General features: G+C 54.1%; 17 protein-coding genes. 5 read left to right on the top strand and 12 right to left on the bottom strand.

The features are described 5' to 3' along the window. Positions 1 to 60: 60 nt before the first annotated feature. The 12 genes from C8R31_RS10815 to queG all read right to left on the bottom strand — a co-directional run bounded on the left by C8R31_RS10815 (position 61) and on the right by queG (position 15,802). On the bottom strand, positions 61 to 1,995 hold the full coding sequence (locus C8R31_RS10815; RefSeq protein ID WP_107694074.1) for an XrtA/PEP-CTERM system amidotransferase: 1,935 nt from the start codon (positions 1,993 to 1,995) through the stop codon (positions 61 to 63). Between the two features lie 29 nt (positions 1,996 to 2,024). Beyond that, entirely contained in the window at positions 2,025 to 3,221 is a 1,197-nt protein-coding gene (locus tag C8R31_RS10810) for a TIGR03088 family PEP-CTERM/XrtA system glycosyltransferase (RefSeq protein WP_107694073.1), read from the bottom strand. After that, positions 3,205 to 4,776 (bottom strand): exosortase A, encoded by a 1,572-nt coding sequence (gene xrtA / locus C8R31_RS10805; RefSeq protein WP_107694072.1) that lies wholly within the window; start codon positions 4,774 to 4,776, stop codon positions 3,205 to 3,207. Before xrtA ends, C8R31_RS10810 begins: the two co-directional genes overlap by 17 nt. Next, positions 4,773 to 6,050: a TIGR03087 family PEP-CTERM/XrtA system glycosyltransferase gene (locus tag C8R31_RS10800; RefSeq protein ID WP_107694071.1), complete on the bottom strand. Its 1,278-nt coding sequence runs from the start codon at positions 6,048 to 6,050 to the stop codon at positions 4,773 to 4,775. Before C8R31_RS10800 ends, xrtA begins: the two co-directional genes overlap by 4 nt. Positions 6,051 to 6,054: 4 nt before the next feature. Next, positions 6,055 to 7,131, bottom strand: a complete 1,077-nt coding sequence (locus C8R31_RS10795; RefSeq protein WP_258192672.1) for a FemAB family XrtA/PEP-CTERM system-associated protein — start codon at positions 7,129 to 7,131, stop codon at positions 6,055 to 6,057. A gap of 14 nt (positions 7,132 to 7,145) precedes the next feature. Then, positions 7,146 to 7,961, bottom strand: a complete 816-nt coding sequence (locus C8R31_RS10790) for an XrtA system polysaccharide deacetylase (RefSeq protein ID WP_107694175.1) — start codon at positions 7,959 to 7,961, stop codon at positions 7,146 to 7,148. 121 nt (positions 7,962 to 8,082) lie between these two features. Then, positions 8,083 to 9,090, bottom strand: a complete 1,008-nt coding sequence (locus C8R31_RS10785) for an XrtA/PEP-CTERM system-associated ATPase (protein WP_107694069.1) — start codon at positions 9,088 to 9,090, stop codon at positions 8,083 to 8,085. A gap of 6 nt (positions 9,091 to 9,096) precedes the next feature. Beyond that, entirely contained in the window at positions 9,097 to 10,704 is a 1,608-nt protein-coding gene (locus C8R31_RS10780) for a TIGR03016 family PEP-CTERM system-associated outer membrane protein (RefSeq protein WP_107694068.1), read from the bottom strand. Then, positions 10,691 to 11,608: an XrtA-associated tyrosine autokinase gene (locus C8R31_RS10775; RefSeq protein WP_107694067.1), complete on the bottom strand. Its 918-nt coding sequence runs from the start codon at positions 11,606 to 11,608 to the stop codon at positions 10,691 to 10,693. Before C8R31_RS10775 ends, C8R31_RS10780 begins: the two co-directional genes overlap by 14 nt. Before the next feature lie 222 nt (positions 11,609 to 11,830). Then, complete coding sequence (locus C8R31_RS10770) at positions 11,831 to 13,354, bottom strand: XrtA system polysaccharide chain length determinant (protein WP_107694066.1); 1,524 nt, start codon at positions 13,352 to 13,354, stop codon at positions 11,831 to 11,833. 291 nt (positions 13,355 to 13,645) lie between these two features. Then, positions 13,646 to 14,251 (bottom strand): XrtA/PEP-CTERM system exopolysaccharide export protein, encoded by a 606-nt coding sequence (locus tag C8R31_RS10765; protein ID WP_107694065.1) that lies wholly within the window; start codon positions 14,249 to 14,251, stop codon positions 13,646 to 13,648. A gap of 450 nt (positions 14,252 to 14,701) precedes the next feature. Continuing rightward, the gene (queG, locus tag C8R31_RS10760; protein WP_107694064.1) at positions 14,702 to 15,802 is read right to left on the bottom strand and encodes a tRNA epoxyqueuosine(34) reductase QueG; all 1,101 of its coding nucleotides are present in this window, start codon (positions 15,800 to 15,802) and stop codon (positions 14,702 to 14,704) included. 53 nt (positions 15,803 to 15,855) lie between these two features. Between queG and tsaE the strand changes: the two genes are divergently transcribed. From tsaE to C8R31_RS10735, 5 genes are all read left to right on the top strand, one after another. After that, complete coding sequence (tsaE, locus tag C8R31_RS10755; RefSeq protein WP_107694063.1) at positions 15,856 to 16,329, top strand: tRNA (adenosine(37)-N6)-threonylcarbamoyltransferase complex ATPase subunit type 1 TsaE; 474 nt, start codon at positions 15,856 to 15,858, stop codon at positions 16,327 to 16,329. A gap of 49 nt (positions 16,330 to 16,378) precedes the next feature. Then, on the top strand, positions 16,379 to 17,692 hold the full coding sequence (locus C8R31_RS10750; RefSeq protein ID WP_181320556.1) for an N-acetylmuramoyl-L-alanine amidase: 1,314 nt from the start codon (positions 16,379 to 16,381) through the stop codon (positions 17,690 to 17,692). A 49-nt stretch (positions 17,693 to 17,741) separates the two neighbouring features. Further along, positions 17,742 to 19,022 (top strand): efflux RND transporter periplasmic adaptor subunit, encoded by a 1,281-nt coding sequence (locus C8R31_RS10745; RefSeq protein WP_258192671.1) that lies wholly within the window; start codon positions 17,742 to 17,744, stop codon positions 19,020 to 19,022. Positions 19,023 to 19,038: 16 nt separating this feature from the next. After that, complete coding sequence (locus tag C8R31_RS10740; protein ID WP_107694061.1) at positions 19,039 to 19,737, top strand: ABC transporter ATP-binding protein; 699 nt, start codon at positions 19,039 to 19,041, stop codon at positions 19,735 to 19,737. Positions 19,738 to 19,806: 69 nt separating this feature from the next. Beyond that, positions 19,807 to 20,964: an FtsX-like permease family protein gene (locus tag C8R31_RS10735; RefSeq protein WP_107694060.1), complete on the top strand. Its 1,158-nt coding sequence runs from the start codon at positions 19,807 to 19,809 to the stop codon at positions 20,962 to 20,964. Positions 20,965 to 20,967 lie beyond the last annotated feature (3 nt).

The following is a 20,967-nucleotide window of genomic DNA, read 5'->3' as shown; positions in this document are numbered from 1 at the left end:
AGCGGCATTTCGCTTCTTTTATAGTCTTTGCTTGCCCGCCTATGTGTCCCTCATGCATCTTTACGCCACCTTGAGGTTTTTGTTGGTCGAACGCGGCTGTTCGCCGTAGAGAACGTTGCGCAGGAACGATTGAAACATGAGTAATGTCCACAGCGGCGCACTATGATCGCGCCGGCCTGACTGGTGCTGATCCAGCATCTCCTTAATAACGCTACTGTTAAAAAAGCCGCTATCGGACAAAACCGGGTCCATCAGGGCATTGTTCAATCTCTGGCGTAACGGGCCGCGAAACCAGCTTGCCAACGGAACCGCAAACCCCATCTTGTCGCGGTAAAGCACGTCATTAGGCAAATAAGGTTCGAGTGACTTTTTGAAAATATATTTTCCCTCATGCCCCTGAAGTTTCAACGACGCTGGAAGCCCGGATATCCACTCGACCAGGTTATGGTCGAGCAGCGGTACCCGCACTTCCAGGGCATGAGCCATGCTGGCGCGATCTACCTTGGTGAGAATATCGCCGACGAGGTAAGTTTTCATGTCAAGGTATTGCACGCGGGACAGCGCGTCCTCCGCGGGGCATTTAGCCGCATGCTGGCGAAGCACCTCGACCGCTTTGTAACCTTGCAGGTCCCGCTGGAAGGAGGGGCTGAACAAGCGCTGGCGCATGCCGTCCTTCATAATGGATACACCGTGAAAGTATCCTTCGACCGAATCACGGCCAAGCGCTTCGAAAGTGGATTTCGCGCGTAAAAACCTTGGCGCCCAGTCGGCCTTTGGATACATCCCTCCCAAGAGGCCGAATAAGGGCTTGCGAAGTCCGAGCGGAAGCATGCCGCGCATACGCTCTTCATAAAGATGCCATCGATAGCGGCGATACCCAGCCAGGTTTTCATCGCCGCCGTCCCCCGACAGGGCGACAGTTACACGCTTTCTTGCGAGCCCGCACACGCGGTAAGTCGGCATGGCCGAACTATCGGCAAACGGCTCGTCGTACAGAAATGCCAGCCTGTCTATGAGGTCGAAATCATCCTGGTCCACCTGCTCCACATAATGATGGGTCCCGTAACGATCAGCTACTTTCTGTGCGTACTGGGACTCATTGAACGCAGGATCTCCGAACGAGATCGAGCATGTATTGACCGGTTCTGGCATAAGACCGGCCATCATGGCCACTACGGCGCTTGAGTCGACCCCTCCCGAGAGGAAGGCACCCAGCGGCACCTCGGTCATGAGATGTATCTTTACCGATTCGCGCAACCGGACAACCAGCTCTTCCTCCGCTTCTTGCAGACTCATCGCCGGGTGCGGGATAAATGGCACATCCCAGTATTGGTTCGGACGCGCCATGCTTTGCCCAGTGCGCAATTTCAGGGTATGCCCGGGAGACAGTTTGAAAGCCTGCTTGAATATGGTCTTTGGTTCGGGCACATAACCATAAGCAAAATATTCTTCTATCGCTTGCGGATCCAATTCGCGGGCAAAGCCAGGGTGAGCAAGCAGGACCTTGAGTTCCGAAGCAAAAATAAACATCCCGTCTTTAAGCAGGCTGTAGTAAAGCGGTTTGATGCCGAGCCGGTCGCGGGCCAGAAACAGCACCCCCCGGTTCCGATCCCACAGGCCGAAGGCGAACATCCCCCGGAAGCGGTCCACGCACTGCTCGCCCCACTCTTCCCACGCATGCACAATGACTTCCGTATCGCAGTGAGTTCGAAACACATGACCCGCGGCGCTCAATTCCTTGGCAAGCTCCTCGAAGTTGTAAATTTCGCCGTTGAAAACGACAACCACTGTACCATCCTCGTTGAACAGTGGCTGTTGCCCGCTGGAAATGTCCATAATGGAGAGTCGACGATGACCGAATCCGATACCAGGCTCTGTGTGCAATTCTCCCTCATCCGGCCCGCGGTGAACCTGCATCTGATTCATCCTCGCCAGCAGCTGGCGCTCGATTTCTCTTTTTCCGCGCGTATCAAATAACCCAACGATTCCACACATGCGATTTGCTTTCCCTTTCGAATCTTCCGCTATACGCCCAGAGCCTTGTCGTAGACACGGATATAGCCTTGTGTCATCGCCTCGATGCTGAAGCTCGTCTCGATTTGTTGCCGCCCGGCTCGGCCGTGACTTGCGAGCATATCCGGGTTTCGGTAATACCGTAAAATCGCTCTCATCATCGCATCCGGCTCATCCGGAGGGACGAGTATCCCGGTGACGCCATCCGCGACCAGTTCCGCATTTCCGCCTACCGAGGTTGCCACTACGGGCAGCCCCGTGGACATCGCCTCAAGTATGGTATTGGAAATGCCTTCACCCAACGAGGGGAGCACAAACACGTCCATCGCGCGCATCAGTTGCGGTATGTCAGCGCGCTCACCAGGCAGCCAGGCAAGCGCCTCGACGCCCGCGCTACGCAACATCTCAAGGCACTCTGGCCGCGAGTTTCCGTCGCCTACGATTAGGAGGCGCAGTTGCACTTGGGCCGCCGGAACCTCTTTCAGTAGCAGCAGAAAGGCCTGAACCAGACTGGGAAAATTTTTCACGTCTGTCATCCTGCCCACACTGCCGATGACAAACGCGTTTCTCGCAAAAAATCCTGCCGGCACATCCGTTAAATGAGTGCCCTGATCCTGCGTTCGGTCGCGCGGGTGAAAACGCGTGCTATCAACGCCGTTATAGATCTGGTTGATTCGATTGGGCAGCGCGCCCACGGTGGTGGCGAGCCAGCCTTCCAAGTCCCTGCTGACGGCAATGAAATGACTTACGAACGGGCGGATCACTTTCCGCAATAAATTATATTTGCGGTTTTTCCCGTACAAATCAAACACGTCCCGGCCGTGCTCCCCGTGCACTCTTACCCGCGCGCCGGCAATCGCGGCAATGACCTGGCCCTCCATCGTGCCGAGGTTGCGAGTATGCACGATATCGGGTTTCAGACGCCTGAGGGTTTTGAAGAGATTAATGTAAACGGCAAGATCGTGCCCCTCGCGCTTGTGCAACGCGACGATCTCCACATTCTCCCTTGCGATTCGGCGACGGAAATCCGAATAACCTTTCAGACATATGATCGCGTGGCGATAACGGTCTGGTGGGATATGATTGATCAAGTTGACAAGTCCGTTTTCCAGCCCACCCACTCCCAAGTGATAAATGACATGTACGACCAGCGGCGCCTGGCCAATGTCCTTGGTCCCACCGGGCAGGGGGCTAGCGACTGGATGCATGCTCGAGAGCCCTGGTTATCGCCGGCAGCATCTCATTCATAAAATCCCGAAGAACCGGGACAGCTTCATCCGGTGTTTCTTCGTAAGGTGCGGCAACCAGGATTTCTGCTCCATCATCGCCCCTGCCCAGAAGTTTTCTCTTCGCGAGGATCATTTTGGCCAGATAGGGATTGGCAGTAACTTCGTCACCGAGCCAATACCACCTCCATACCAGCAACTTTGTTGAAGGCGAGTCCAGCCGATTCTGCTTCAAACCCATTTGAACGGAACGAAAGGATACGTCTTGAGTGTCTTCCCTGATATGGCGCCAATGTGACCCGGACTCGGGTACAAGCACATTTTGCGAGCTGATCAATTCAGCGCCCTGCTGCTGATTGCGGTAATAACTGATATAGAGGCCTACTGAATCTGCACCGTGCCGGTAGCTTTGCCTCAGTTCGGCAGTCGCTCCAACGTATATAGGCTTCCAATCGGAAACGTGATCCTGGCCGCTCCGCCACCTCTCAGAGATCTCCGCTATTTTTATTTCCCGGTCGAGATTCCCCTGGGAACTGTTATCCAGATAAACTGCAAATAAAGGCCAGATAAACGCGACGGCAAGGATTCCGCTTGCGGCGATAGCAGCGCTTTTGGGCGAACCCACGCTACTGTTGGCAATACGGCCTTGCCGCGAACCGGCAACAACATCTCTTTCGTCATCCTCACGCCAGAACGAGCCGATCCAGAACAACAACATCATCACAAAACCAAAGAAGATCCAGCCGTAAATGAGGTGATCGACCCCTACCGCCAAGGTCATGTCGCTCAAATGGCCGGTCATTACAATCAGATAGGCCCTGATGCCGTTGGCAATGATCGGCACGATTACCGACAGTGCAATGAAAGCCAGTCGGCGCGCAAGGCTTCGATAAGTCAAGTAGGCATAGAGGGTGCCCAGGGTAAAAGAAGCGATCAGATAGCGCAAGCCGCTACAGGCTTCAACCACAGACCAGTTCCCGCTCGGGATGGTAAAAAAACTTCCCTCCCGGTAAACCGGAATGCCCGTCAATTGCAATGCCTTTACGGTAAAGTCGGCGGTGAAATCTATCAGGGGAGCAATCAGCGCGTCGCCAAACGGTACGGCAAGCAAAAGATACGTCAGTGGAAAGGCGAGTGCCCGGACTATCGAGCTCCCCAGAATGGTCCATACCACCGCTGGAATCATGGTTATCAGAAAAAATTGCTCGAACACCAGAACACTGGCGAGAGTCGCGAGCAACCAGCTGAAACCCAAGGAGGCAAGCACCAGTAGACCGAGAAGATTGGGCTGAGGAGAGAAGGTGCCGAGATATTTGCGTTGCCCCCAGATCAGGTATGCGCTGAAGGGAAAGATCAGAAAACCATGAGCGAAAGTGTCGGACCGTTCCCATATCTCGACCATAGACCAGGTGGTCTTGTAATAGATACCCAGAAGCGCGGCCACCGCAAGGATGGTGAGCACTGCCGAGAATTTTACATTTTGCTGGCCCAGCGTTACCGAATGGTGGGGAAGCTCTCGCGGTGAGTGCGCGCTCATGCGACACCATCTCCGGCAGATCCGAAGTTATTCTGCATATAGCCCGGCAATTCCGCTGTTGTATGGGTGGCCGGTGGCTGGGATAAAAGCGCGGTGATTCGCTCCAGATTTTTCTCCCAATTATATGTTGCGAGAACTCGGGCCCTGGCGGCCTCTCCAATAGCATGTTTCAGCTGGGACTCGGCTCGCAGAAGGGCAATAACCCTGTCGGCAAACTCGCTCTCGTCATCAGCAACCAGCAACTCCTCGCCGGGAATAGCGGATATTCCCTTCGCGGCCTGGGGGGATGCGACAACGACTTTTTCCATAGCCATGGCCTCCAGCACTTTATTTTGAACGCCGCGAGCAATACGTAGTGGCGCTACAGCGAGTGCTGCGTAGGCCAGATAAGGCCGCACGTCCGGCACTGATCCGGTCACGGTCACTCCCGGGAGGCTATCCAGAGCCCACACTGCCGAGGTCGGGCGTGCGCCGACAATGTAAAACTCAACCTCAGGCACCGACGCCTGGATGAGTGGCAGGACACCGCGTGCAAACCACTCTACTGCGTTGGCGTTGGCCCAGTAATCCATGGCGCCGGTAAACACCAGAGGATTAATTCCGCCAGGATAGGGATTGGAATAATTGTTTGCGGGTGAAAAATAATCGGAATCTACGCCATTATTGAAATGAAATACCTTGCTTGCGGCTTCTGGCGCCAATTGCCTGAACAGACCGGCCTCTGCCTCTGAAACGAAAGTCGCGCAGTGGAAGTCTTGCGCTATTCGACTTTCGTAATCCAGCAGTAACTTGGACTCCCGAGCATATATCCAATTCATGGGCCATCTTGCCGTAGCCGCATATTGCTTCCACTTGTCCGAATCGATATCTACAAAGTCGATGACGCGGCGTGCCCGGTTCGCGTGAGTCACATACTGCGCCATAGCAGAGGAAAAAATCAGTATGTTCCTGATGGGGTGGCGTTCGAGCACACTGTTTACCCACTTCTGGAATCGGTTGTCAGCGTAATAAGGCACGGTAAGAGGCTGGCCGGAAATCAGGCCGTAAGCGCTGCGTAAACGAGCAACGGTAGGGCGAAGATTGACGAAGCAGGTCTCCTCGCACAGCGCCTTGACCGTATCGACGTATTCCAGGTCTTTCTCGTCATCAACAAAGGTGCCAAGATGGATGCGGTAGCTCTGGCTCAGGTGCTTGAGCAGGTGGTAGGACCTTATCTTGTCGCCCTTGTTGGGGGGATAAGGGAACCGATGAACGAGATAAAGGAGTTCTTCCATCGGCCTAGCCCAGATTTCTTACGATGTGAGGGCCGATAAGATTCGCCACAGGCAGCGGCAGCTTTTGCCAGGCGTTGATGAACATCCGGTACTTGGGATTGAGCGGGTTATGATCCGGCACTGCTCCGGCACGGTGCAACTGGTATTCATAGTGTAGTGGTTGCGGCTCAAATCCCCAGTTCCTCTTGAAATCGAAAGAGCCGGTGTTGCGCTTGCTGCGGCCGAAATCAAAGATCCTGTATCCTTGTTCGCAAGCGCGGCGCATCAACTCCCAGTACATGAAATCATTTCCCGCAACTTCACGCGCCTCGGGTGTGCCACCTCCGTAGTAAGGCAGAACTTCATCGCGAAAGTAAAAACTCATCACGCCGCTGACGGTACGCCCACCTGTGGTAATGATCATGAGTTCGCAATGCTGCCCGAAAGTCTCCTTTAGCAACCGGAAATACTTTTTGGAAAATACCGGCGTCCCAAGCCTGTGCACGCTCGCTGCATAGGCCGAAAAAAAACGTTCTATGTCCTCGTCCAAGACACTATCCAGCCCGGCCTTGATACCCTTTCGCACCATTGCGCGCTGCTTGCGCGGGATAGCCTGCATATTTTCTTCGGGTTCCGGCGCCATCTCTTTTCGGAACGTGACGTAGAGGTCCTTCGCGGGCCATTCGGAATGAAATGCCTTCAAATTCCGGTATTCCAGGTAGTCCACTTTCAGCCGTGAAGCAAGCGCTTGGGCCGCGCGGTCCAGTACTTCGCGCGCCGATTCCGAGATGGCGGCGATCCCGCCATACACGCAAAATGGAAGCGAGCTTAAGGAGTGGCCGAAAAGAACGCTTTTGATCTCAGCCAAAGGGAGTACACCTTGAATAACGCCCTCTGATTCTGCGTAGAGAAACCAGGTCTTATGCCCCATGGCGCGTTCGATGACCGTTTGCCAGCCAGCGCGGTGAAAGAACGTCGCTTCCGTACAGGCGGAGATAACGAACTCGTCCCATCTTTGCGCATGCTGCGGTTCGAGCAAATGTACAGATGGGACGCACGCCTGAAAGGAAAGCCTACCGTCGGCCTGGGGTATCTCATTCATGCAGCTCATGCGCCTTAATCCAGGAATATTCGATCGATGCGATCCCACTTGAAGTCGCGGGTCAGGGCCTTGATCCTTTCTTCCATACGATGCAGATTGTAATAGTGGCGGAAGCGCGTTTTGATGCTGATGGCCTTCTGTCGCGGCTGCTGATGATCTATTTCCCAAGGGTGGAAATAAAAGATGGCAGAGCGTTGCTCCAGCCGGTTCAGCCTCTGGAGAAACCACCTTGATACTGGATAGGGCCAAAGCCTGAAGTAACCGCCGCCGCCGGCCGGAATATTACGGCTGAACAGGCGCATCGTGGTTATCGGCAGTTCCAGTAACCCGCCGTTGCCATGCGGATAATAAGCAAAGCGAGGGGCATCCGGCATGCCGTAATGATCGTGCTGCACAGGGTAGATACTGGAACTGTAGCGGTAGCCGGACTCTTCGAGCACACCCAGCGCCCATTGGTTATGACGCCCTATGGAAAAACTGGGTGCCCGGTAACCGAGCACGGCCTGCCCGCCGATACCCTCAAGGAGGGCTTTGCTCCGGGTAACGTCATCCCGGAATTCATTGGGTGCCTGGTCAGACACTCGATGATGGGCCCATCCATGGCTTGCGAGTTCATGGCCATTTGACACAATGCGCCTGACCATGGCCGGGTAGCGCTCGGCGATCCATCCTAATGTAAAGAACGTCGCTTTAGGATTTTCATTATCCAACAGTGCGAGAATGCGGTCGATGTTCGATTCGACCCGGCAGGCTATGGAAGGCCATGCCTCCCTTGGAATGTAGGGAGCAAAAGCGGAGACCTGGAAATAATCCTCCACATCCACCGTCATTGCATTGCGTATCGGCGCCGGATTCATTGCATACTCTGCATTTGGAAGAATAACGATCAGGTTGTCGCGGTAAGGCGGAGGGGGCTCGCGCGAGCTAAAGTCAATTGCCTCGAGATGCACATTAGCTCTTGTCCTTCGCGGAATGCTCGACGCTCGCCAGGGAAACTACCTGCTTAACCAGTTCCAGCGTGGAAACGACGGAATCTTCCAGGACGGCAAGGCGCTCATCCATGCTTTTCAACTCGCGGAGCGACTCGTCCGCTCGCCGCTCGGATGAAATGAAATCAACGCTACCCATAGCTGCTGCAATCGGTGCCTCGAATTCCTGCTGAATATCACTGACTACTTCACTTACCTCAGCCTCGCCAAAGTGATGCAATTGCTCCAGACAACCCATCAGCAGCAGGCGGTCACACACGGCATTGATCCTCCTGGGTATACCGTCGGCGTAGGCATAGATCGCCTCGAACGCTGCCTCATCGAACGAAGGGTCGCCTTCCCAGCCGGCAGTCGTCAGTCTGTGCTCGATGTAGGATCTGGTTTCAGGCAAATCCATCGGGCCAAGATGATAAGTCGCGGTGACACGTTGCCGTAGTTGCTCCATGTCACCGCTAAGCAGAGTTTTTCTGAATTCGGGCTGACCGAGCAGAAAGGTTTGCAACAGCGGCTTGTCCTCGGTTTGAAAATTGGAAAGCATGCGCAATTCCTCCACGGTGCGAGGAGAAAGATTCTGCGCCTCATCCACTACCAGAAGGGCGCGTTTTCCTTCCTGATCGCACTTGCGAAAAAACTGCTCAAGCCCTATCAGGAGCGAGGCCTTTCCCCGGTTTTCATGAGGCAACCCAAATGCTGCAGCTACCAATCGTAGCGTGTCATCCGAGTCGAGGTGGGTATTTACGATTTGCGCGGCAAGAATCTCATCGGACTCAAGCTTACGGAAAAGATTGCGCACCAATGTAGTTTTACCCGCCCCGACGTCGCCGGTAATCACGATAAATCCTTCCCCCTGAGACAGCCCATATTCGAGATACGCCATGGCGCGGTTGTGCCCCTTGCTGCCGAAGAAAAAATTCGGGTCAGGTCTCAGTTGAAATGGCTTGACTCTGAAGCCGTAAAAGGAACGGTACATATTTCCCTAAAAGCTCATATTAAGGGATGCTGTTACCGCATTTTCTCGGTAGTCTCCCCCTGGTTGGTTGGATGCCCGGCGATTGTGCCTCGCTTCAAGTATGGCAAAAAGATTAGGCCTCTCTTGCAACTGTCTAACGACGCTGAAGCTTGCTAACATGAGGTCGTCGTCTCTATTAGCCCCAAGAAAACTGAATCTCGTATATGCCAAGTTAAAATTAGCCCGGTTACGCTGAGAAAGCCGGTAGCTCCATAGCACATTGCCACCGGTTTGCCGCGTATGGTTAAGCAGGGACAGATCTGCCACGCCGGGCAGCACCTCATCTGCTATTGCCGCAGAGAGCGCTTGTCGCGTCATATTGAAACCTCTCACGACAAATGTATTCCTGAGACCATTCAGCGCGAAGGAAGCCTGAAAGCGTTTCTGCAAAAAGAGTCTGTTCGTCAGAAAGTTTGTTGGGTCAAAAAACGAGCCGGACAGACCCATGCCAAGGAGCCCGCCACTGCCTTGCTGGATGAGCCCTGGATTGAGGCCTGGATTTTGCGCCGTGATAAGTTGATTGAAGCCTCCTGCAAAGCCGGCACTTCCAAAGCCGGTTTGAGCCCCTTGCTGGGCCTGCTGGTTGAACGTCGTGATATTTTCATCATAGCTGGCATCCCACACCGTCAGGCGGGTACGGTAGCTTGCCACCGCATTGTAGGTGTCACCAAAAAATCTTTGACCTCCGGTTAACGCAATATTTGTCCTTTCGTTAGGCTGCCACATAAAACCTACGCTCCAGGTGGGGCTGGAATTCTTTCCACGAATTGAAAGAAAAGTGTTTCGTTCGTAGCCGCCGGTTGCTGTCAATGAGAATTGAGGCGTAACCGCATACCGCAGATTGGCAAAAGACCGTTCCAGCTCAGCCTCGCGACCAGACCGGGTAAATTCAATCGTCTGGTTGCTGTAATTCAGACCCCAGGCGAGAATTCTAAAAGCGTCTCCACTATTTATGTTAGCCGTATAAGCGTTCGCACTGCTGTTGACAAAGGAAGTATTTGAAGTTACCTCGTTATGCAGGAACCGTACCTCGCCCGTGGCAAGATTCCCAAAACGGTGACGAAGATAGGGACTGACGCTGAGAGTTCTTACATCGGCTCTGTTGCCGGTAGCATTTACGTTACTGATTGCCTGGGGTCCAAGCAATGAAATATTTTGCTGGATGATCGAAGCTCTGCCATCAACAAAGAAGAGATCCTTGATCAACTCCCCGGTCCCAGCCGCGTTCAACTGGTGCCGCATGCGCGTCAGGTTACCATTCTCGGCGTAGATCAGGTTGTTCATAGTGTAATCAAGGTCGACGTTAAAGCGGCGCGCCTGCCCTCTGATGAATACTCCCGGATTGATCTGGGTAACGAAATCCTCCCCTCCCTTTCCCGTCGTTCCGAACCCTCCTCCTCCTCCGAACCCTCCTCCCAACCTTACATTGTCGGTATAGGTTTCGCTCAAACTCATACGTGGGAGCACTCTCCAGTCTGCCGCCCCGGCGAAAGGGGCGAACAATAGCATCGCCACAGCGCCAAATGCGGCTGCGCACGAGCCACTTCGGCAACGCTCATCCTCAAGCGCTTTCATGATAATAGCTGCCGTAATATTCCCCGCCAGAAAACGATCTGGCCTTGTTATAAATCAGATTTACCACGTCGCACGATTCTATCTGCCGGAGCGTTTCTTTCACCACCTGTTGTGATGTTGTTTCAGCCTCCACCACCAGAACGATCTGGCCCATCAGGCTGGCAAGGACGCGCGCCTCGCTTGTGAGCAGGAGCGGCGGGGAATCGAAAATAACGACGCGATCCGAATAACGTTGCGCAAGTTCCTTCAGCAACTCGCCCATGCTCTGGCTCGCCAGGAGCTCGGTCGAATGCGAGTGGCGCCTTCCCGCTGTCAGCAGAGTCAGCTTCTCGATATCGGTCTTGATCAGAACATCAGCCAGATCGAGGTGATCGTCAAGAAGAATATCCATGAGGCCCCTTTCCGTGCCAAGCCCCAGAATTTTAGGCACTGTGGGACGGGCGACATCGGCATCCACAAGCAATACCGTCCGATCCATCTCCATGGCAATGCTCATCGCGAGATTGACAGTGCAAAAACTTTTCCCTTCTCCGGCAAGCGCGCTCGTGACCATGATCAAATTGCCGTTTTTGATCATGCCGGGTCCCTTGTTGAAGGCATTGGTCAGTAAGGGGCGCTTGATCACCCGGAATTGCTCGGCTATCTGGGTTCTCCCCTGGTCCGGTGTGACAATTCCATAATCCCGCATTTTTGCCTGATTTAGCGTGATTCGCCTGGAAACAGGGGCGGGAGCAGATGCCGGCGCTTGGTCTTGCGAATGATCCGCAACGTCCTGATTCTCAGTAGTATTGTCGCGCGCGCTGGATGCAGGAGGCGGATCGGCGGGCACATCGAGAGCAGCCGGTTTGACTCTTTGTTTTCCTTCTGCTTCGAGCTTGCCTGCGGCTTTTTCAATAATACTCACGCTTTCTCCAATATAACTGACTACGTCGCCCTATGCTGACCTATGTGGCGAGACTTCCTTCAAATCCGGAAAACTGTTCCCCGGTTTTGCCCCGATCCACAGGCAAAACCGTCAGCGGGACGCCCTCGAAACTCGGACTGGTGTGTGAGGAACCGCGAAAATCTGAGGGCGAATCCAAGAGTCGTTAGTGCAAAAGGGCCTCGATTGCAAAAGAACCCCTGTTTAAACGACCCTTACCATCAACACCCCATACAAACCGAGTAACGATAGCAAAGAGAGGCCAAAAGCGTACAGCCGCTTTCTGCGTTTGCTTTTCTCCTGACTCGTCCAAATCATGGGGATCGAACCGAGTATCGGTCTTCCCGTTATCTCGCGCAAACTCATCTGACTATGGAAAGTAGGCCGTATCTGGCTAGCGATGAATGCTATCCCAATCCCCACTACCAGCGATCCAAGAAAAACCAGCGAAAAAAGTTTGCTGCGATCTGGGCCTGCCGGCAGATCCGGCACGGTAGGCGGGTCGATGATCCTGAATGACATTAAATCGGTAGCGGAACCTAGTTCCCCCGAAATCTTGGCGGATTCGCGTCGTTCAAGAAGCTTCTCGTAATTTGCCTTGTTAACCTGATAATCACGATTCAGCTGCGCGAGCTCTGCCTCGACCTGGGGCACCGCATTGCTTAGCGATTTCAAGCGCTCGTAGCGGGAAGTATATTCTTCTACACGAGCCCTCATCGAAGCCACGTCGGCTTCAGCTTCCGCGAGCGCGACATTGAGCTGCTGCAGCATGGGGCTGTAATTCTTTCCAGGGTCACTGCTGGGTCTTACCAGTTTGGCTTCTTCTTTCTTACGCTCCTCAAGCTGCGCGACCAGGCGCTTGGCGGCCATGATATCGGGATGCAGTTCGGTAAAATTCATCCTGAGTGCATCGAGGTTTCGGTTCAACGCATCGATACGGGAGTCGAGCTCCACGTTCACTATGGATGAGGCCGAGTCGTTCTGGTCTACCAGGAGAACGGGGTCATCGCCCGCGATTTGCCTTCTTATCGCATCGCGGGCCTGCTCCGCCTCCCGTAAATCCAGCCTGGTTTTATTGAGATCTTCGGTAGCCTTGCCCAACTGCGCGTAATAATCATTGCCCTGCTGGGGCAGCATACCGATGTACTTCTGCTTGAAGGCCTTCAGGTTATTCTCGCCGACGACCAGTTTTTCTTCGTAACTCTGTATCTGCTCATCAATAAAGCGAATGGCTGAAGAAGAATCCTGCTTGTCACCGAGCCCGCCCTCGACAAAAATGGTCAGCAGAGATTGAACGACGTCTTTGGCCAGCTTCGGGTTTCGGTTGTTGTAATGAATGGTAAAGAGATTATCGCGGCCAGTCGTGCCCAGCTTGATTTTCTCCATCAGCTCCTTGACGAGCTTTTCCTGATCCTTTACATCCTTGGCCTTGATATCCAGATCGACCATGCGGACCACCCTCTCTACATTGGGCCGGCTGATCAAGGTACGGCTCATAATGGAAACCTGCTGTTGCAGGTCCGGAGAAATTGTCATCCCGGCCATTAATGGCTTCAGGACATTTTGTGTATCCACGTAAATCCGCGCCGAGGCCTGGTAATCGTCCGGTAATTTATAGACTACAATCCATCCCCCAATCGCTACAATCCATGCGGTGGCCACTGCAATCCAGCGGTATTTCCATACCCCCTTTAAATACACCAACAGCTGGGATGTAAGTTCCTCCATGTTTCAAATGATCCTTAGAGAGCTGCCACCCGCCCGGGGCGGTAAGATAATTGAAAACCTACTCATGTAATCACTTGGTAGCGAAAAATGGGAAAACCATATAGACACACCTCAATGGTCAGCTTGTGTACCAATGATCCCGTTGGCCTTGGCAAACTGACGACAATAAATCATCTTCTTCATAATCAGTTCTCCCCGTCTAATCCGATAATGGTGTAATAAGCGGGAATCGCAACAGAGGAAATGTCTATCGCTCCCGCTTTAAAACGGGGACCAGCTATTGCAACAAAATCAGAAAAAGCTCTCCGGTATGACGAGCACGTCACCCTGGCGCATGGGCACATTAGCCGTGATGTCTCCATCCCTGATCAGGTCATCCAACCGAACGCTGAACTGCTGCTGTTTCCCATCCACATTACGAATAATTCGCGCCTTGTTGCCTGCGGCGAAATCAGTCATACCGCCGACCTCGATCAAGACATCCATCAGGCTCATCTCTTCGCGGTATGGAAGTGCTTGGGGTTTTGAAGCCTCGCCTATAACACGGATCTGTTCGCTGTAAGGCCCGACGAAGTCTGTCACGACTACTGTTACGACGGGTTGCTGAATATATTTAGATAGCGCTTGTTCGATGTCGCGGGCCAATTGAGTCGATGTTTTCCCGCTAGCTGGAAGATCCTCCACCAGCGGAGTCGTGATTTTTCCATCCGGCCGCACGGGCACCGCCATGGAGACCTCAGGATTTCGCCACACAATGACATCCACCATATCCCCCGGGCCGATGAGGTAATCGTGTCCCACATAAGGCGTGCTATCGGCGGTGAGGGGCGGGTAAGTCTTGCAGCCGCCAAGAGAAAGGATGGGAAATACGACAGCAAAACAAGCCAGCCATTTCATAACACCGATATGCAGAGCGTTCACGGAATTCCTCTATGCGATTGTGGGAGATGCGGTGGGGGTTTGCGGGGACAGTTTGATTTTAATTAAAAAATAAAGATGCTATAACTCGTAATCCCTGTCAAGACTGTATTAACTCATGCGCAACGAACCACCAGGGCGTTGCGAAATGGCATCCATATGTTTTTGTTTCAATAATAACATTTACGCCGACCGAATGGTTTGGTCACGTGCTCCGGTTGTAGTCCCTTCGCTCTTCTCATCAAAGAAAAACATCCATCTGTACAGGCGTGTTGTCGTGTCTGATTTTCCAAACTGGATGGGTCCGCATCGTATCAACTCCAGTACCAACGGAAAATTGGACTTTAGTACACTCTCTTCCATCGGTCTATAGACCGTTATGGTGAAGTGTATCCCGTCGCTTCGCTTGGCCGTCTCATGAAATGCTGGTTAAACGCGGCTGTCTTCATGGCTTTGCAGCGCCCACCGCACATGTTCGCGCACAAGGGGGGAAGGATCGTCGCGCCGAGCCTGCAAGGCGATTAGCACAGCCGGGGATGAGGGCGCGTTGCCTAAACCGACGGCGAGGTTGCGTAACCACTGTTCGTGTCCGATGCGCCGGATCGGGCTCCCAGCTAACTTGGCATCGAACTCCTCGCTGTTCCAAGCAAATAATTCAACCAGGGAAACGTCGTCAAGTCCGTTGCGCACCGCGAAATCGGCCTCCCCGGTGTGTGCCGCGAATTTGTTCCAGGGACAAATAAGCTGGCAGTCATCGCAACCATATACCCGGTTGCCGATCAATGGTCGCAGCATTTCGGGAATGCTGCCTTTATGTTCGATGGTTAAGTAGGAGATGCACCGCCTTGCGTCGAGCCGGTAGGGGCCAACGATTGCTTGCGTAGGACAGACGTCAATGCATCTGGTACAACTTCCGCAATAGTTAGCCACGGAATTATCCAGCGCCAGAGGCAAATCAGTATAAATTTCGCCGATAAAGAACATCGACCCCGCGTCACGGGAAAGCAGCAGCGTATGCTTCCCGCGCCAGCCGACCCCGGATTTTTGCGCCCATTCCACTTCCATCACCGGGGCGCTATCTGTGAAAACACGATAATTGAAGGGTGCCGCTACGGTCGCGATTTTGTCGGCAAGCTTCTGCAAGCGTGCGCGCAACACCTTGTGATAGTCGCGTCCAAGCGCGTAACGGGAGATAAATGCCCTATCGCCATCCTCTATCACAACCCACGAATCTTTCGCCTCAGGCATATAATTCATGCGTACCGATATCACGCGCAACGTGCCGGGAACGAGCTCGGCCGGCCGCGTGCGCCGGGTGCCGTGTTTCCCCATATAATCCATCTCGCCGTGATACCCTTCCGCCAACCATTGTTGCAGCCCCGTTTCGGATTGGGACATATCGGATGTAGCGTCCGCGATGCCGATTTCCTGAAAGCCCAGCTCCTTGCCCCAGGCTTTAACTGCTCCGGTAAGCTGCGCGGGGTCGCGCACGGACTCAGGGGCAACATCCTGTGGCAAATTTTTGGTCATCGTGTTTCCCATAATTCACATCATACCGACTCTACCCTCATACATCACTCCGGATGCAGCACGTTACCCTTACTCTTGCCGACGAAACCGCAACGCTCCTGCTTGGTGCAGAAATCGCAGGTATATTGCACCCGGGCCTCGTTATTTTCCTTCGTGGCGACCTCGGCGCGGGAAAAACAACCTTCGCAAGGGGAATCTTGCGGGGGTTGGGCTATCAGGGAAAAGTAAAAAGTCCCACCTATAATTTAATTGAACTTTACAAAATTTCTAGGTTATACTTGTATCACTTTGATTTTTATCGGTTCGAGGACCCGGCAGAATGGGAAGATGCCGGTTTCCGCGAATACTTTGATGCGGCCTCAATCTGTCTGGTGGAGTGGCCTCAAAACGCGGAAGAATTACTGCCCCCAGCGGATATGACGTTTCTCTTCCACTTGTCCGATACGGGCCGCAACGTCGAAATTAGTGCAGACACGCAGGCGGGTAGGCTGTGCTTAAAACACTGGCAAACGCTAAGAGAGTCCTGACTCAGCGCTTGGGCGCGCAGGCATCCGGGGGCAACTTCGGGGGCGGCGTATGCGCGAAATAACAGACCACGACGGCTCCTACCGTTCACGCGGGCTCATTTTGCTGTCAATGGCAGCGCTCGTGCTTCTGTCGCTCGCTAATTCCGCTTTTGCCGGCACGCCGATCAGTTCTGCCCGCGTCTGGCCGGCGCCGGAATACACGCGCCTCACGTTGGAATCCGCCTCGCCTATACAATATTCGGTTAGTACGGTGAAAAATCCGGATCGCGTGGTCATCGATCTCGAGCGCGTCGCGCTCACAACAGAGCTTGAAAAACTTCCCGCCAAGATCGACGCTGCCGACCCTTACATCCAGGCCGTGCGCATCGGCCGTTACAAGCCCGAGGTCTTGCGACTGGTCCTCGACCTGAAAACCACGGCCATGCCCCAGGCATTTGTGCTCAAACCCGTGGGGGACTACGGCCACCGGCTTGTGCTGGATATTTATCCTGTCGTGCCGCCTGATCCGCTGATGGCGCTCCTGAACCAAAATGCCACTGCAATGGTAAGGGATGAGCTCAAAGCTGATACCGCTCCCAGCGTCAAGCCGCCGCTCAAGCCTGCCCGAGGCACGGAAAGCCCTCGGAAGAGCAAACCTGAAATGATGAGGCTTATCACGGTCGCCATCGATCCCGGGCACGGTGGCGAAGATCCGGGCGCTATCAGCCGCAGTGGCACACATGAGAAAAACATCACACTGGCGATCGCGCGAAAACTAAAGGCCAAAATAGATAAGGAGCCCAATATGCGGGCAGCGCTGACACGGGATGGAGATTACTTTATATCCCTGCCGATGCGACTCGTTAAGGCTCGACAGTTAAATGCCGACCTGTTCGTGTCCGTGCATGCGGACGCCTTTATCAAGCCGCATGCGCGAGGCTCCTCGGTTTATGCGCTCTCCGAACGGGGCGCGACATCCGCCGCCGCCCGCTGGCTGGCAAAGAAGGAAAACGAGGCCGACCTGATCGGCGGGGTCAATCTGGATATAAAGGATCCCTATCTCAAGCAAACCTTACTGGACTTGTCGCAGACCGCCACCATCAATGACAGTCTTAAACTCGGAAAGGAAGTGCTCCTTGAAATTGGTGATATCAACCACCTGCATAAGAATGACGTGGAGCAGGCAGGATTTGCCGTGCTCAAGTCTCCGGATATTCCTTCCATTCTGGTAGAGACTGCGTTCATCAGCAACCCGGATGAAGAAAAGAAATTGAAAGATACCGCCTACCAGGACAAGCTGGCCGAGGCCATACTCGCCGGCATCAAACGCTACTTTGCCAGCAATCCTCCGGCGGCGCGTTCGAAGATGGTGTCGCTGGAATAATTGTTTCGTTGAGCCACGGCGAGCAATTTGCGCGCGTCTTCCTGAAGGGTTGATAGCCGTAGCACGGCTTCTACGCCATAATCGCGGCGATGAGTTACGTTATATTCCCGCCGTGGTTACAGAAGATCTCTCCAAATTAAGAATTGACCGGGCCGGCACTGCCGATATCAGCAGACGCAAGCGATCCCCGCGTCTTCTGGCTGGGTTGGCGATCACTGGCGCCATGGTGCTGCTCGCGTTTTTCTACTTCCGCAGCAGTGGGGCAGTCGAAGTGGAGTCCGCCACTGTTGCCACTGCCTTCCCGTCGCAATCGTTCACGTTACTCAATGCCACGGGATACGTGGTCGCGCAGCGTAAGGCAGCAGTGGCGTCCAAGGCGACAGGACGAGTCGAGTGGCTCGGCGTCACAGAAGGCAGCCGTGTGAAGAAAGGCGAGATTATCGCTCGACTGGAAAACGCGGATGTCAGCGCGACGATGGAGCAGGCAGCGGCGAATATAGCCGTAGCCCAGGCAAACCTGCAACAGGCACAGGCAGAGCTGGTCGATGCGCAGGGAGTGTTCGACCGCAACGGTGAACTACTCGCAAAAGGGTTCATTTCGCAGTCCGCATTCGATATGGGTACCGCCAGGTTCCATAAGGCGCAAGCAGCCATCCGCGGTTACCAGGCTTCCATTAGCGTAGCCGAAGCAAACTATCGCGCAGCGCAGATCGCAGTGGAACAAACGCTGATCCGAGCGCCATTCGAAGGGGTTGTGCTCACCAAGAGCGCGAACATAGGGGATGTGATCACCCCCTTTTCTTCCGCCCTAGACGCCAAGGGGGCAGTGGTAACTATGGCTGATATGGATACGCTTGAAGTGGAAGCCGACGTCTCGGAATCGAATCTCTCCAAGGTAAAGCTTGAGCAACCCTGTGAAATACAGTTGGATGCACTCCCCGATCTGCGCCTGCGCGGTCTCGTGCAACGCATTGTTCCGACCGTGGACCGGGCAAAAGCCACGGTCCTGGTAAAAATAAAGTTCATCGATCACGACCCCCAGGTCCTTCCGGAAATGAGCGCAAAAATTGCCTTTCTCGAAAAGGAAATGCCGGCTGAGCAACGCGCTTCACGCACTGTGGTACACCCCGATGCGGTTGTCCAGCGAAACGGAAGGAGTGTGGTCTTTATTATGAAGGAAGGAAAAGCGCTGGAAACCGCCATAGAAACCGGTGAGAAAATCGGAGATATGGTGGAGGTTCGGCAAGGCCCGAACGCCGGCGATAAGGTCGTACGGCGGCCCCCGGGTAATCTCGACAACGGAGATAACGTCAGGACCGCAGCTAAATAAAGGTGTTCGGCCGAAAATGAACGCTCTTCCCCCATCCCTCGTTGAGATCAGGCACCTTACCAAATCCTATCGCCGGGGCGGGCAAGTGGTGCCTGTACTGACCAACATTTCTTTTAACATCAGGGCTGGTGAATTTATAGCCTTGATGGGACCCTCGGGATCCGGCAAAAGCACGCTGCTCAACCTGATCGCCGGCATCGACAAGCCCGATAGCGGCTCCCTGAGGGTGAACGGAATCGATATTGCGGCGCTTTCAGAGGGCGAACTGGCCGACTGGCGAGCTGGTAATATCGGCTTCATTTTCCAGTTTTACAATCTGATGCCGGTGCTGACAGCATTTGAGAATGTCGAGCTGCCGCTATTGCTAACCCGACTTCCCCGCGTTCAACGACGGGAGCGCGTCGAATTGGCATTGTCGATGGTGGGACTGACAGACCGTATGGAGCATTATCCATCGGAGCTTTCTGGTGGGCAGCAGCAGCGGGTCGCCATCGCGCGCGCCTTCATCACGGATCCGGTTTTGCTGGTCGCGGATGAGCCTACTGGCGACCTCGACCGCGCATCCGCGGATGATATTCTCGCCATGCTGGCGCGACTGAACAGTGAACTGGGTAAAACTATCATTATGGTTACGCACGACCCGCACGCAGCAAAATCAGCCCATCTTATTCGACATCTGGACAAGGGCGAGCTGGACGCGACACTTGAACATTAAGGAACACCGTCGTATCTTTTTTCTTGAGCCATTCCCTGCAAAGACGCGCTGTGCCAATGTCTTCCGGAAATGCACTTTCTAAAGCTTATCTTACGGAACACGTTGCGGCACAAGCTGCGCACCGGCTTGACCGTCCTGGGCCTGGTGGTGGCGATACTCGCTTTTGGCCTGTTGCAAACTGTAGTCGATGCCTGGTACGCAGGCGCGGAAGGCGCTTCATCCACGAGGCTGGTGACGCGAAACTCCATTTCCCTGGTGTTTCCGCTGCCGATCAACTACCAGGAGCGGATCCGCAGCGTATCGGGGGTGACAGGCATCAGCCATGCAAGCTGGTTTGGCGGCGTCTACGTAACCGAGAAAAACTTTTTCCCGCAGTTTGCCGTAGATGCAAGAACGTATTTCGACCTTTATCCGGAATATCTTACTCTTCCGGGGGACATGAAGGCATTCCGCGCAGACCGTAAAGGCTGCGTGATCGGACGCAAGATCGCCGATACCTATGGCTTCAAATTAGGCGACACTATTCCTCTGCGCGGGACCATCTATCCAGGCGCATGGAGCTTTACCGTGCGCGCAATTTATGACGGGGCCGAGGCGGGAACCGATACTTCACAGCTGTTCTTCCATTGGGATTATCTCAACGAAACGATGAAAAAGGCAGCGGCTCGCCGGACCGACTGGGTGGGGGTATATGTAATCCAGATTGCCGACCCCGACCGAGCGGCGGAGATATCGACCGAGGTAGATGCGATGTTCAGAAACTCGCTTGCAGAAACCCTTACCGAGACGGAAAAAGCATTTCAGCTGGGCTTTGTAGCGATGACTGAAGCGATCGTGGTCGCAATCCGCATCGTTTCGTTCGTGGTGATATTTATTATCCTGGCGGTAATGGCGAATACGATGGCGATGACCGCACGCGAACGTATCAGTGAGTATGCCACGCTTAAGGCACTGGGATTTGGCCCGCGTTTTCTTATAGGGCTGATCTACGGCGAATCGATGGTCATTTCCCTCGCCGGAGCAGTGATAGGAATTGCGCTTACTTTCCCTGTGGCCGACCAGTTCAGCAAGCAGATGGGCACGCTGTTTCCAGTATTCGGAGTATCCCTTGACACGGTTTACATGCAGATCGTCGCCGCGACTGCGGTCGGTCTGGCCGCCGCGGCACTGCCCGCAGCCCGGGTGGCCCGCGTATCCATTGTAGAAGGCCTGCGTAGCATTGGCTAAACT

The organism is Nitrosospira sp. Nsp2, from assembly GCF_003050965.1.
Taxonomy (GTDB): domain Bacteria; phylum Pseudomonadota; class Gammaproteobacteria; order Burkholderiales; family Nitrosomonadaceae; genus Nitrosospira.
The sequence above is the reverse complement of the archived record's forward strand: the minus strand, read 5'-3'. Positions and strand labels throughout refer to the sequence as shown.